Raw genomic sequence first — 12,984 nt, forward strand, 5'->3', positions numbered from 1 at the left:
CCTCTTGATCACGATGTAAACTCAAAGGAGAACATCGACGTCGAATCTCACACCAGCCCTCGAACTCCGTTGCTCATTTAGGTCTGCCTAAACTCCGCTACTCGTTCTTCGGTCTGATGTGACCTTCTCGGTGCTGAAGAGTCGATTTTTAAACTTTCATTTCATATTTATGATGAATGGATAAAGCTCAAAATCTCGGACCATTCCAAGCTGAGCCGGACGATGTCCTCCTCGATCAGGTCGCTTCCGCTCTGGACCTCAATCAGCTCCAAATCGGTAATGGCGCGAATGCTGTGCTTCATTCCTTCCGGCACGAGCACCACATCGCCAGCTGCAATCCGCCGATAGCTGCCATCCAATATAATCTCGCCTTCGCCCGCGATGATCGTCCATACCTCGCTGCGCTTAAGATGATATTGATAGCTCAAATTCCGCCCTGCCGTTATCGCAATACGCTTCGTCAACACATTGCGCCCGTCATCCACCTGCATGAAGTCGATGACCTTGTACTGTCCCCAGCGCCGTTCCTCGAACATGGGACGCTGATTCCAATCGCCCGAAAGCTCTTTAATGCGGGGACTATGCGATTTATCTGACACAAGAATGCCGTCCGGACTTGCAGCGACGACCACATTGGATAAACCGATGACGGTAATCGGAATTTCCAGTTCATTGACCAAATGGGTGTTATGGCAATCCTCCGTAACGGAGCCTTTGCCATATACCGCGCTAGTCATCTCATCCGTCAGCGTGTTCCATGTCCCAAGATCACGCCATTGTCCGGAATAGCGGGTCACGACGATATGCGCCAGCTTCTCCACAACCTCGTAATCGAAGCTGTTCTTCGGCAGGCTCCGATATTGCCGGCTCATCTCGTCGTATTGAATAGGCAAATTTTTCTCGATCAGCAGGTTGATAATCGTATCCAATCGGAACGCAAATACGCCGCAGTTCCACAAGGCGCCTTGCGTAATCAACGCTTCCGCGACTTCGGTGCTCGGCTTCTCTTTAAAGCACTCTACACGCTGGACTGCGGCATGATCCGCTCCTGAAGGAACGATGTAACCGAAGCTTTCCGAAGGAGAATCGGGAACGACGCCCATGAGCGCCAACTGCGCGCCCGTCTCCCTGATCGCGAGCTCCAGCCCCTTCACATGCTCGAAGAAATCTTCGCTTACGTAGGGATCGACAGGCATAATCGCGACAACCTCATCGAGCGATACGCCTTCTATGCTGTACAAATAAGTGGCCGCCAGCGCAATAGCCGGAAACGTATCTCTCCGCTCCGGCTCCACAATAATCGATGTTTCATTGTTCAATTGGCTCTCAAGCAGCTCGACCTGCGCTCTGCCCGTCGCGACATAGCTGCTGCTGGATAGGCCCGCTGCGCCAAGCTGGCGCCATACCCGCTGCACCATCGATTCCGTTCCGCCATCCGGATGCTGCAGCAGCGGCAGAAACTGTTTGGAACGCATATCGTTCGAAAGCGGCCACAGCCGTTTACCCGATCCGCCCGATAGCAGGACGATCTTCATTCGTTTCACTCCCATCGTTCAGCTCTGTTAGAAATTGCTTCAGCGCCTCTTCCCAATGCCGCATCGCAGGGAAGCCGCCAAGCCTTAGCGACATATGATCAAATACAGAATAAGATGGCCGTTTAGCTGGTCGTACGAATTGATCGGATGTTACGGCTGTCAGCTCGACTTGAAGCCCTGCATGGCGGAAGATCGCCTCCGCGAACTCATGCCACGAGCAGCTGCCGCTATTGGACACATGGTATGTCCCGTAACGCTCTGTCTCGATTAATTGGCCGATGCAAGCTGCCAAATCCTTCGTAAACGTCGGGCAGCCAACTTGATCGTTCACGACCGACACGCTCCCTCGCTCCGCGCCGAGCTTCAGCATCGTCTTTACGAAATTCGCGCCATGCGCGCCATAGACCCACGATGTACGCACGATGTAATGACGAGCGTGCAGCGTTTCAATAAACCGTTCGCCCATCCATTTGGACTTGCCATATACATTGACGGGATCAATCGGCGAGAATTCATCATACGGGCGAAAGCCTTGGCCGTTGAATACGTAATCCGTGCTCACGTAAACCAGCTTGGCGCCAATCGAATGAGCGGCCGATGCGATGTTCGCCGTGCCATACCCATTCACCATATAGGCCTGATCCGGCTCTGCCTCCGCTTGATCAACCTTCGTATACGCACCCGAATGAATAACGACATCGGGCTTCAGCTCGCGAAGCGTGTGCTGCACCTGACGTTCTGACGTCACATCCAGCTCCGCCCGGCCAAGCCCATGCACCTCATGCCCCAGCTCCTCTAAATGCTTGACCAGATCGACGCCCAACTGGCCGTTGGCGCCTGTAACGACAATTCGTTGCTTAGCCATACAGCGGCTCCCCATACTGCTTGCTGTAATAGTTCATGTAATCGCCCGACTTCATGCTGCGCCACCAGCTTTCATTCGCCAGATACCATTCGATCGTTTCTGCGATGCCCGTAGCAAACGTATAATCCGGCTTCCAGCCCAGCTGCTCCGTGAGCTTCGTCGGATCAATCGCATAACGCCGGTCATGGCCGAGGCGATCCGTTACATATTTGATCTGATCCTCCGATTTGCCCAATTTCGCTAGAATCAGCTTCACGATCTCGATATTCGTCCGCTCGTTATGGCCGCCAATGTTGTACACTTCGCCTGCCTTGCCTTTATGGATAACCAGATCGATTGCTCTCGCATGATCCTGTACGTGCAGCCAATCGCGCACATTCAGGCCATCGCCGTATACCGGAAGCGGCAAACCATCCAGTGCATTCGTAATCATCAGCGGAATCAATTTCTCTGGGAAATGATACGGCCCATAGTTGTTGGAGCAGCGCGTAATATTCACGTTCATGCCATACGTCTCGTGGTATGCCTTCACCAGCAGATCAGCCCCTGCTTTGCTTGCGGAGTAAGGGCTGTTCGGCGCCAACGGCGTTTCTTCTGTGAAGTAGCCCGTCTCGCCAAGCGAGCCGTACACCTCATCCGTCGAAATTTGCACATATTTGCTAATGCCCTTGGTTCGAGCCGCATCCAGCAGCACTTGCGTTCCGATGACATTCGTGCGCACGAAAACGCCCGGGTCCGTAATGCTCCGGTCCACATGAGATTCAGCCGCGAAGTTAACTAGCACGTCGATCTCATGCTCATCAAGCAGCCGTGTCACAAGCGCCGCATCGGCAATATCGCCTTTGACGAAATGATATCGCTCGTTATGCTCAACATCCTTCAAGTTTTCCAAGTTTCCTGCATAGGTCAAGCTATCCAGATTGACCACGTTATAATCCGAATGCGCTTCGAGCATGTATCGAACGAAATTGCTTCCGATGAAGCCCGCTCCGCCTGTTACGAGTAGATTCATATGTAAGCCCGCTCCTTTGGGTTTAGAAGTAAATGCCTGCCTCGCGAATGCCAGGATGCACCTTGTCTTTGTCCGATAATATGACGCGATCCGTCGGCCACTCGATTCCGATATCTGGATCGTTCCAGAGCAGCCCGCGATCATGCTCCTGCGAATAATAAGCATCGACCTTGTAAAGCACTTGCGTGTTAGGCGTCAGCGTGCAAAAGCCATGCGCGAAGCCCTGCGGAACGAGAAGCTGTCGTTTATTCGACTCGCTCAGTATGACGCCGACCCATTGGCCATAGGTCGACGAATCTTTGCGAAGATCAACGGCTACGTCATAAATTGCGCCAGCGACGACGCGCACCAGCTTCGTTTGCGCCTTCGGCGCGAGCTGGAAGTGCAGCCCTCGTACCGTACCGGCTTCCGAGGACAAGGAGTGATTATCCTGCACGAACTTGTAATCAATGCCCGCGGCGAGGAATTTCTCCTCGTTATAGCTCTCTGTAAAAAAGCCCCGATGATCGCCGAATACATTCGTCTCGATCACCAGGACTCCGTCTAATTTCGTATGGATGATTTTCATCGTCGATTATCTTCTCCTCTATTGCGCAGCCACAGGCTGGCGTCCGAAGTTCAAATCGAATTGCTCATTGCGAAGCAGCTCATTCGCTTTATTCCAGGATTCATGCGTCCCCGCATCCGTCCACCAGCCGCTGAGCACGTCATAGGTGAGCAAGCCTTGCTCGATATAGGCATTGTTTACGTCCGTAATCTCCAGCTCGCCGCGCCCCGACGGCTTCAGCGTCTTCACGATATCGAACACTTGCGCATCGTACATGTAGATACCGGTAACCGCGTAATTGCTCTTCGGCTGCTTCGGCTTCTCTTCGATGGAACGAATTTGATTGCCATCCAGCTCCGCAACGCCATAACGCTCGGGATCATGCACTTCCTTGAGCAATATTTTAGCGCCAGCGCCTTGACGCTTGAAATTCTCAACGTATTGGGAAATATCATCGGAGAAAATGTTGTCTCCGAGAATAACAGCGATCGGCTCGTCGTGTACGAAGCTGCGTGCCAAGCCAAGCGCTTGCGCGATGCCGCCTGCTTGGTCTTGCACCTTGTAGGAGAAGCTCACGCCGAACTCATAACCGCTGCCCAAAAGATTAACGACATCGCCCATATGGTCACGTCCCGTGACAATGAGGATGTCGTCAATTCCAGCCTGCTTTAATTTGTGGATCGAATGATAAATCATCGGGTACGGCCCAACCGGAAGCAAGTGCTTGTTCGTCACCTTCGTCAATGGGTAAAGACGCGATCCTGTTCCGCCTGCAAGTATAATTCCTTTCATTTCTCAACACTCCTTAGTCTATTTTTCATATTCACTCTTACAAGCTTATTCAGGTTGATTTCTTTCAATAGGCTCAGCCCAACAAGATACATGATTAAAAATGCAAAACCGCAAACGACAAGATTGACAATATCAACAGCGCCTAAATAGAAGCGAATAAAGTATGTACCTATAGCCGCAACCATACTAGAGGAAAAGATGCTGAGCAGCGATCTCACATTCATTTTCCACTGTATGGTTTTCGAAGAAAACAAGTAAACGCAGACGGGATACACGGTCAAGCTAATCGTGCTTGCAATGGCGGCCCCATGGTAAGCGTATTTCGGGATGAGCAGGACATTCAATCCGACATTAACAACAACACAGCAGATAACGAACATCAGCATCGTTCTCGTTTTATTTTTGATTTCAAATCCTTTGTGGCCATACATGCCGAAGTTCCACATAATCAGACCGAACATCATATAAGGCAAAATGGAAGACCCCACCTGATACTCATCGCCCAGCAAGAAGGAGGTTACGTCGGATCTAACCACGGTAAGATAAATGAAGATTGGGAAAATAATTAACAAATAGACCTTGGAAAAAACAGAGATGATGCGTTGAATTTCCTTATCGTCTGACGTCGTCGCCGTGTTCATAATAATGGGATGAGCCGCCATTAATAACGGTGTGCAAAAGAGGCCGATAGAAGCGGATACGACCGAATACGTCGCCGTATAAATGCCTACCTCTTGAGCGCTATGATAATAACCAAGCATATAACGGTCCACAAGATTCAGCAGAGAGTTGCCAATAAACCAGCCGATCATAGGAAAGCCGTACTGAACAAACATTTTGATAAATTGTTTGCTTTGCAACGTTAATCGGAGGCTGAAAATCGCTTTATAGCCTGTCGTTCTCATCATCGGCACGAGCACAATCAACTGAGCGAGCAGAATGCCAAGAAAGATGCTGTCTGTGCTTTTTTGGACAAAGAATACAATCAGTAAGGAGAGCGCAGATTTCAAAATGGCATTGATCAAATTAAACCGTCGATATTCCCCTGCCCTGTAATCGGATTGCAGAATGGTCGACATCAGGACGAAGAGCATCTGGGTAATCACAATTAAAATGACGGTTAGGTATAAGATCAGGTTCAATCCAAACAACAGTTTGGAAATTGGAGCGAGCAATAAAAATAACAACGCGCCATACGTCATCATTGCCAGCAAAGACTGCAGGTTGCGATCAAATTCGATCAGCCCATTGCTTTCCTTATATACGGGGCGGTATCTCTGAATGGATTGCTGTATCCACTGCGTAATAAGGGTAGAAACAAACAGGATGGTGCTTAATACGATCGCATACTGCCCATAGTCGGAAGGATCGAATACTCTTGTGAATACAATAATATTGACCATCCCTAATAGGGCCGGAATAATAATGGCAGGGCCATATACAAACACGTCTTTTTTTAATTTCGCTACCACTTTTTGGACGACGGACGGTGATTGGGCCATCGCTGAAGCGGAGTTCGTGTTATTTTGCAAGTAACGCACCTTCATTCATTAGGCCGAGATGTCGACCAAAATCTTTTCAAAGCAGGTCGAAATGTCATAATGATTATGACCATTTTCAATTAACTCGACGACGGCTCTGGCCATGCTTTCCCTCAGATGCTGATTTTCCTTCAAACGAAGGATATGGTCCGCTATCTTCTGGCTCAGGTTCTCTTCTTCATCAACCAGCATTATGTTCTTCCCATTCTCAAACATGGATTCGATCGCTGGTGTTCGGAGGGTAATAATCGGCTTCCCGCAAGCAGCTAACTGATAAACCTTATTCGGAATCACTCGCTTAACCTTCTCACTAGCGCCGAAAATGCCAAGCCCGACATCAGCCGCCGCAATTTCATCAGGCAACGTCTCGTAGGCTTTGTGTGAAACAAACGCAATATTGTCCAGATTGTACGCGAATGCCAGCTTGATCATATCGTCGCGCGTTTGCCCGGAGCCGATCAAAGTAAACCGGATGTCTCGATGCTGCTTAAGCAGATTGGCCGCTTCGATAATATGTTCAATGCCGTGCAAGGGACTGAATCCGCCATAAAACAAAATGTTAAACGTATCCCCTTGGACGGTACTGGACAGTGGTTTGAAAATATCTTCCGCTCCAACAGGAATGACAACAAGCTTCTTGGGCGCTACTCTAAAAAACTGTTTAAAAAAGATTTTATGATGCTCCGTATCGCAGATCACGACATGGGACAGCTTCAAGCATAACCAATCGTTCAAATAAAAACGGATAGCGCGTAAAGACCCTTTTTTAGCCAATTTCCGGTCGTTAACTAACGTGTCATAATCGGAAATCAGCATATCCGTTACTATTTTTTTGCCGAAAAGCCTGAACAGAATTAATATGAACGGCGAATTGACCTGATTGAACGCCGGTATAAAAATCATGTTCGTATTGACCGTAAATAGAACGTTGAATATTAGACGAATGACTTGCAAATTTCTCTTGAGGACGCCGATATCCGGGATTTCAAACGCGCGAAATTTCAATTGCGTATGATTTAACAACACGCGGTTTCTCGAATAGTTCAACTGCCATCCAATCATTGCAAAGTCGATTTTCTCTCTCATTTGCCTCCATCCCATCTTGTTACTGTGCTAGCGCTCAATCGATAGGCTCTAGCGCTATTTTTATTGAGCAATTCATTTAACAGCCATGCGGATACATAGAAGAACACGATAAAGAAGGTAGAGTTGGCGAACGCATCGAACGATACCCTTTGGAACCACATTAGGGAAGGCAGTAGAATGATGACTTGCTTAAACTGATTCAATTTTGCAATGATAACGCCAATTATGGCAAACACCAGAACAATCAAAGGATACCCGCCGAGCTGCCATGCTTCGGCTACTGGCGAGAAGCCAAAGCTCATGCCATGCTGAGCTTGCCAAGGATAGTAGTGTTCCACAAAAAATTTATCGGAGGAAAACTTCGCTTGACCGAAAAAGTACTCATACACCGAGGATGGCAGGAAGCTGAAGCTCTCTAAGAGGTATGTATTTTTAGGCCAGTCCGCTTCTGCCGCTTTGCCTACAACATCCATCGTAACCCGGAAAGCCCCTCCTGTTTCTCCGCGATTGTACGCCCACTCATACTTCTCATACGCACTAAGCGGCTGATTATACAGCACGCTGCCTCTAAGGTTAGTGAACAATGGAGACATGAATAACAGAATGAAGAAAAGAATCATTATTTTCTTGAAGGAAGTTGTAATCACACCTTTTTTAGACATAACAAGCAGCAAGGCCGGCAAACAAACAAATAGCACGTCGCCTCTTGCTCCGAATCCAAAAATGAGGAACAGTGCCAGAATCATGACAAAGCCGAGATAATAGTTCAGCCTCTTTACGGTGCTTGCCGTAATCAGCAGGCCTACGCTTAAAATAATTTGCCATGGAACACTGATCGAGCCTGAGTTTTCTTTCTGAAAGTTGTTAATCCGATTCTCAATCCCGATCGCTCCAAGTCCGCCAAGAGACTGTACGTGATAAATCAAAAACACCAGGCCTAATACGACCAGAAGCATCCCCGTTTCAAACCGGAAGGTATAGCCTAAGCCCGTAATTGGAATATTGGACTCTTTTTTGTATCCGAGAACGACTTTTTTCATAAATGAATAAAAAAACGTACAAGTAAAGTTTGCCAAAGCATACATCGTAGTTGTCTGCAACAGAGCTGGACTATGCAGCTCTAAGCCCAACAAATAATCCATTGGATACATAGCGGACCACAAAAACAAACATCCGAAAAACCAAAAGTCTACGCTCAAAAAAGAATCTTTTCTTTTGAGTGCTGGCAGCACAATTGAAAGGGGAGACAGCAAGCCGATCGCTATAAGAAACCAGGCCATAGCCTCCCCCGATAGAAAAGCAAACAAGCATGCTATCGATATAAGCATTCCTGCATAGAGTGAATAAGTCTTATTCACGTTTCTCATACGCACCTCTATGAATAGCTTGATATTGTATGGTTACTTTCAAGCAAAACTTGCTCCGGTCTCGCGACATCGTAGACCACTTCAAGCGAACTCAGCATATGCTCAATTTGGAACTTCTGTTCAAATAGCTGCCGGCTATTGCTGGCGAACTTCGCTGCCAATAGCGGATCGTTCATAATCGAGATAATCTTCTGCACGCCTTCATTGACCTCTCTCGCTCCAAACAAATAGCCATTATAGCCATCTTTTACGACCTCGTTATTGCCAATGACATCGGTTGCGACTAATGGAAGGCCATAATTTAAAGCTTCCAAAACCGAATAAGGCATCCCCTCATATAAAGAAGTAATCAAATAGAGATCAAAGGTTTGAACGATCTCCATTGGGTTTCTTTGAAATCCCGTCAAAATAATCTTGTCTTCAAGCTGATGCTCCTTGATCGCTTGTGTTATTTCATTCCTCATGCTGCCATCGCCGACATAGACGAATTTCACATTGTCACAGGTCGTAACGATCTCTTTGGCAATATGGAAGAAGGTCCAAGGATCTTTCTGCGGCTCAAGCCTCGCTGTTGTTCCGATGACAAAGGAGCTTTGATCCGGCGCGAACTCCCTATTGGTCTTCGTAATCCCGTTATAAATCAATATGGACTTCCGAGGCGCGGTTACTTTGTGCTGCAATGCTGTATCCCGCTCCCCTTCCGAAACATTGATCGTATAGTTGCAAAACTTATCCAACACTCTTTCGAAAAACAAAAAAACCAACTTTTTAAGTTGGTTTAGCTCGGAATTTTGAAACATATAAGCATGCGGCGTATAGATGATTTTGTTGGTCCGGCATAAGTAAGAGGCAATGCGCCCGATACCTCCAGCTTTAGAGCTGTGGCAATGCACGATATCCGGCCTGAAGTCTCTAATTAGCCGGATTAGCTTGAATAACGCTTTGGTATCCTTCCAAGGCGATATCTCCCGCACAAAGTCGGATAACGCATGGAACTTCACCCCTTTTTCCTTCAAGCTATCCATCGCTTCCAGAAAGATAGGGTCCGTACGGTCTACGCTATGCGCAACGACGATTTCGTATTTGGCGTGATTAATATGGCTGAGAACATCCAGCAAGTGCTTCCGCACGCCTCCGCCAATCGATTCACACACATACAGTATTTTTCTTCTCATTTACTCACCACGCTTCACGTCTATTTGATCTCAGACAACTCCGAGCATACGCCACTGGCAAATGATTTCCATCGGTACGTGTTAGCATGTCGAACACCACTTGCGGAGAGCGATGTACGCAGCTCACGATCCTTCAGCAGCTCTTCGATTTTCTGGGCAATATCCATATAGTCATGCGGGTTGCAATAAACGACCCCTGCGCCGCAAACCTCTGGCAAAGACGCCGCGTTCGACACGATGACGGGACATCCGCAAGACATGGCCTCGATTGGCGGAAGCCCGAATCCTTCGTAGAACGAAGGGTAAATGAAGCATGCTGCATTTTTGTATAACACACCTAGCTCTTCATCTGTTACATAACCTAGATAGTTAATTTCCTGATTTTTCTGATAATTATCTTCTGAGCTGCTAGTGAACACTTTCGAGAAATTGCCGCCGACGATCACGCATTTATAATCCGTCATCTTCAGCTTCTCCATCGCTTGGACGACGGATTTAAAATTTTTGTTAGGAGCCATGCTGCTGACCGCAAGAACAAATTGTCCTTTTTCGATCTGGAATTTCGATAGAATCGTATCTTCGCTAACTTCATTGGTCGGAACGGAAAAATGGTCAACGCCCAAATGAACAGCTTTCACTTTCTCCTTATCAAAGCTGCAATACTTCACAAGCTCCGATTTTGAAAAGTTGGAAACCGTAATGATTTTTAAAGATCGAATTTTGAAGAAGAAAAACATGGTTTTATACCAAAGCTTGAAAGATGCGGAAAAATTGTCCGAATTGGCGTAAATAGCCGCATCATGAATTGTGACCATTTGTTTCTTCTTCAAAATGGGAGCTGGTCCACAGAGGTTAATAATGGTCTTTCCGAAACTTATTAGCGGAAGACTAATCTGTTCCCATAAGTGTCCGTTGAACAGCCCCGTTTCCATTACCGGTATGTTGTTCAATTGGATCTTGTCTGAACTCCCTTTGGGACAATACAAAATAAAGTTGTATTTCGTAAAGGACAAATCTTCCTTGATCAATTCGTCGAGCGATTTAACAAATTCATAAGCAACCCGCTGAACGCCTGTGATTCGCTGCTCTAGAAATCTGCCATTAATAATGATGGTTTCTTTGGACATAACAAAGGCTCCTAATTGACATGCAGCAGCTGATTGTAGATTTCATTATGTCTCTCTAACAGCATGTCCGTATTAAAATTCTTGCTATACGCATTCACTGCTTTCGTCAGCTCTTGTCTTTCTTTCTCATTTTTCTGGTAGTAGGCCTGAATAGAGCTTTTGATGCCATTCACGTCTCCAGGCTCGAAGCAAAAGAAGTCCGGTTCAAAAATAACCTCAGGAATGCCTCCGATTCTAGATCCGAACACCGGTGTACCGACCAAATAGGATTCAATAATGACCCTTCCGAATGGCTCCTTCCATACAGATGGAACAAATGAAGCATCCACTTTGGACATTTCGGTTAATATCCGGCTGCGATCTACTTTCCCGTAAAAAACGATACGCTGATCGGTTTTCGCTAGCTCTTTTAGTGGCTGCAGCTCAGGGCCCTCTCCAAAAATTCTTAATTCGGAAACAATGGAGTTGTCCAACTCTTTGACTGCTTGTATCAAATAGTCGATTCCTTTTATCGCGCTGATTTGTCCAAAATACCCGAGCACCAGGCTAGCCTTGCTATTTTCATTGGTCGCCTTATTCTCAAACAGACGGCAAGTCAATTCATCCGACTCCACCACATTGTTCACAACATAGCTTTTGGCGTTTTTAAAATAGCCTTGTTTCAAATGCGTATCTAATACATCATTTGAAATTCCGATTATGGCATCGACATAATGGCTAAATCTTTTGGCGACGTTCTGATAAAACAACGAATAAAGCTTCATGTTGATCGGATCTATGAGCGAAAAATCTCTTAATGTATGAACAATCGGAATATGCAGGTCCCGGGCTGCTTTCCATAAAGAAAGACTTAAGCCCGGAAGATTTTGTGTGTGAAGCAGCTGCACCTTATTTTCCTCTAACAATTGTTTTGCATAGCGATATTGATTGGAGTTGTAAATATCATTCAATCTCCATCGAATTTTGTTAATGGCGTTCTTTTTCAGCTGCGTATCCCCATACCAATACAAATTCGAATATGGCAATTTCAGTACGTCTACGCCATTGAGAACATCATGCTGGATGCGTTTATCATTGTGATTGCCTACGGTAAGCACTTTTACGGTATAGGCCCTATTTAATGTTTCAGCCAGTATCTGCGTGGATATTTCGGCTCCACCAATTATTGTTGGAGGGTACAAGCTGTGCGCCACAGCTATTGCTAACTTCCCCACTCTACATCATCCCGTTTCAGTATGCGTTTTTGGAACCGATCAGCAGCTTGCACGTTTTAAGCATAATGCCGACGTCATACAAAATACTTCGATTCTGAATATACTGGAGGTCCAGCTCTACCATTTCGCTGAAACTTAGATTGCTTCTTCCGCTTACCTGCCAAAGTCCTGTGCATCCAGGCGTTACGCGCAATCGCTGCTTGTCATAGGTTGTGTACTCCTCCACCTCGCGAGGAAGCGGCGGCCTAGGACCGACCAACGACATGTCGCCGCGGACGACATTCCATAATTGGGGCAGCTCATCAATGCTCGTACTCCTGATAAATTTACCGATTCTTGTGATGCGAGGATCGTCCTTCATTTTGAACATTGCGCCTTGAACCTCATTTTTCTCCAATAGCTCAGCTAATAGCTCCTCTGCATTGGATACCATGGAACGGAATTTGAACATTTTGAATGTCCGCTCACCCTTGCCCACTCGCTTCTGCGAAAAGAATACCGGTCCACGCGGATCTTCGATTTTGATGGCTGCCGCAAGTGCAATAAAGACTGGAGATAATAGAATCAATCCGATTGAAGCGGCAATAATATCTATGGCCCTCTTCAATACGAGATAGGATCGGATATTCTTCTTTCTCTCTAACGCATACGACGGATAATAAGAATTAGCCTCTATCGCGACATCAGCATCATTTCGTTGCGGAGTCATGTACTCGTGCTCCC

General features: G+C 46.9%; 12 protein-coding genes. All 12 read right to left on the bottom strand.

What is annotated here, in order from left to right; translation table 11 throughout:
- Positions 1-167 precede the first annotated feature (167 nt).
- From PAECUDRAFT_RS07620 to PAECUDRAFT_RS07675, 12 genes are read right to left on the bottom strand one after another with little or no spacing between them, the layout of a single operon-like run.
- The gene (locus tag PAECUDRAFT_RS07620; RefSeq protein WP_006037537.1) at positions 168-1,535 is read right to left on the bottom strand and encodes a sugar phosphate nucleotidyltransferase; all 1,368 of its coding nucleotides are present in this window, start codon (positions 1,533-1,535) and stop codon (positions 168-170) included.
- Positions 1,501-2,400: a dTDP-4-dehydrorhamnose reductase gene (rfbD, locus tag PAECUDRAFT_RS07625; protein ID WP_006037538.1), complete on the bottom strand. Its 900-nt coding sequence runs from the start codon at positions 2,398-2,400 to the stop codon at positions 1,501-1,503. Before rfbD ends, PAECUDRAFT_RS07620 begins: the two co-directional genes overlap by 35 nt.
- Positions 2,393-3,412 (bottom strand): dTDP-glucose 4,6-dehydratase, encoded by a 1,020-nt coding sequence (gene rfbB, locus PAECUDRAFT_RS07630; protein ID WP_006037539.1) that lies wholly within the window; start codon positions 3,410-3,412, stop codon positions 2,393-2,395. The genes rfbD and rfbB overlap by 8 nt, the downstream gene beginning before the upstream one ends.
- A 22-nt stretch (positions 3,413-3,434) precedes the next feature.
- Entirely contained in the window at positions 3,435-3,980 is a 546-nt protein-coding gene (gene rfbC, locus PAECUDRAFT_RS07635) for a dTDP-4-dehydrorhamnose 3,5-epimerase (protein WP_006037540.1), read from the bottom strand.
- Between the two features lie 18 nt (positions 3,981-3,998).
- Positions 3,999-4,751: a sugar phosphate nucleotidyltransferase gene (locus PAECUDRAFT_RS07640; RefSeq protein WP_006037541.1), complete on the bottom strand. Its 753-nt coding sequence runs from the start codon at positions 4,749-4,751 to the stop codon at positions 3,999-4,001.
- On the bottom strand, positions 4,748-6,283 hold the full coding sequence (locus PAECUDRAFT_RS07645) for a lipopolysaccharide biosynthesis protein (RefSeq protein ID WP_006037542.1): 1,536 nt from the start codon (positions 6,281-6,283) through the stop codon (positions 4,748-4,750). The genes PAECUDRAFT_RS07640 and PAECUDRAFT_RS07645 overlap by 4 nt, the downstream gene beginning before the upstream one ends.
- An 18-nt stretch (positions 6,284-6,301) precedes the next feature.
- Positions 6,302-7,378 (bottom strand): glycosyltransferase, encoded by a 1,077-nt coding sequence (locus PAECUDRAFT_RS24490; RefSeq protein ID WP_006037543.1) that lies wholly within the window; start codon positions 7,376-7,378, stop codon positions 6,302-6,304.
- Entirely contained in the window at positions 7,375-8,736 is a 1,362-nt protein-coding gene (locus PAECUDRAFT_RS07655; protein ID WP_144266472.1) for an O-antigen polysaccharide polymerase Wzy, read from the bottom strand. Before PAECUDRAFT_RS07655 ends, PAECUDRAFT_RS24490 begins: the two co-directional genes overlap by 4 nt.
- Positions 8,737-8,753: 17 nt before the next feature.
- Entirely contained in the window at positions 8,754-9,920 is a 1,167-nt protein-coding gene (locus PAECUDRAFT_RS07660; protein WP_006037545.1) for a glycosyltransferase family 4 protein, read from the bottom strand.
- A 20-nt stretch (positions 9,921-9,940) separates the two neighbouring features.
- A complete protein-coding gene (locus tag PAECUDRAFT_RS07665; protein ID WP_006037546.1) occupies positions 9,941-11,047 on the bottom strand; it encodes a glycosyltransferase family 4 protein in 1,107 nt (368 codons plus the stop codon).
- Between the two features lie 11 nt (positions 11,048-11,058).
- Positions 11,059-12,261: a glycosyltransferase family 4 protein gene (locus PAECUDRAFT_RS07670; protein ID WP_006037547.1), complete on the bottom strand. Its 1,203-nt coding sequence runs from the start codon at positions 12,259-12,261 to the stop codon at positions 11,059-11,061.
- A gap of 16 nt (positions 12,262-12,277) precedes the next feature.
- Positions 12,278-12,970 (bottom strand): sugar transferase, encoded by a 693-nt coding sequence (locus tag PAECUDRAFT_RS07675; protein WP_006037548.1) that lies wholly within the window; start codon positions 12,968-12,970, stop codon positions 12,278-12,280.
- Between the last annotated feature and the right edge of the window lie 14 nt (positions 12,971-12,984).

It is taken from the genome of Paenibacillus curdlanolyticus YK9, from assembly GCF_000179615.1.
Lineage (GTDB): Bacteria > Bacillota > Bacilli > Paenibacillales > Paenibacillaceae > Paenibacillus_T > Paenibacillus_T curdlanolyticus.

Excerpts from the sequence above, each read along its gene's own strand:
- PAECUDRAFT_RS07620 (WP_006037537.1), bottom strand. The coding sequence starts at position 1,535 with ATGAAGATCGTCCTGCTATCGGGCGGATCGGGTAAACGGCTGTGGCCG.
- rfbD (WP_006037538.1), bottom strand. The coding sequence starts at position 2,400 with ATGGCTAAGCAACGAATTGTCGTTACAGGCGCCAACGGCCAGTTGGGC.
- rfbB (WP_006037539.1), bottom strand. The coding sequence starts at position 3,412 with ATGAATCTACTCGTAACAGGCGGAGCGGGCTTCATCGGAAGCAATTTC.
- rfbC (WP_006037540.1), bottom strand. The coding sequence starts at position 3,980 with ATGAAAATCATCCATACGAAATTAGACGGAGTCCTGGTGATCGAGACG.
- PAECUDRAFT_RS07640 (WP_006037541.1), bottom strand. The coding sequence starts at position 4,751 with ATGAAAGGAATTATACTTGCAGGCGGAACAGGATCGCGTCTTTACCCA.
- PAECUDRAFT_RS24490 (WP_006037543.1), bottom strand. The coding sequence starts at position 7,378 with ATGAGAGAGAAAATCGACTTTGCAATGATTGGATGGCAGTTGAACTAT.
- PAECUDRAFT_RS07660 (WP_006037545.1), bottom strand. The coding sequence starts at position 9,920 with ATGAGAAGAAAAATACTGTATGTGTGTGAATCGATTGGCGGAGGCGTG.
- PAECUDRAFT_RS07665 (WP_006037546.1), bottom strand. The coding sequence starts at position 11,047 with ATGTCCAAAGAAACCATCATTATTAATGGCAGATTTCTAGAGCAGCGA.
- PAECUDRAFT_RS07675 (WP_006037548.1), bottom strand. The coding sequence starts at position 12,970 with ATGACTCCGCAACGAAATGATGCTGATGTCGCGATAGAGGCTAATTCT.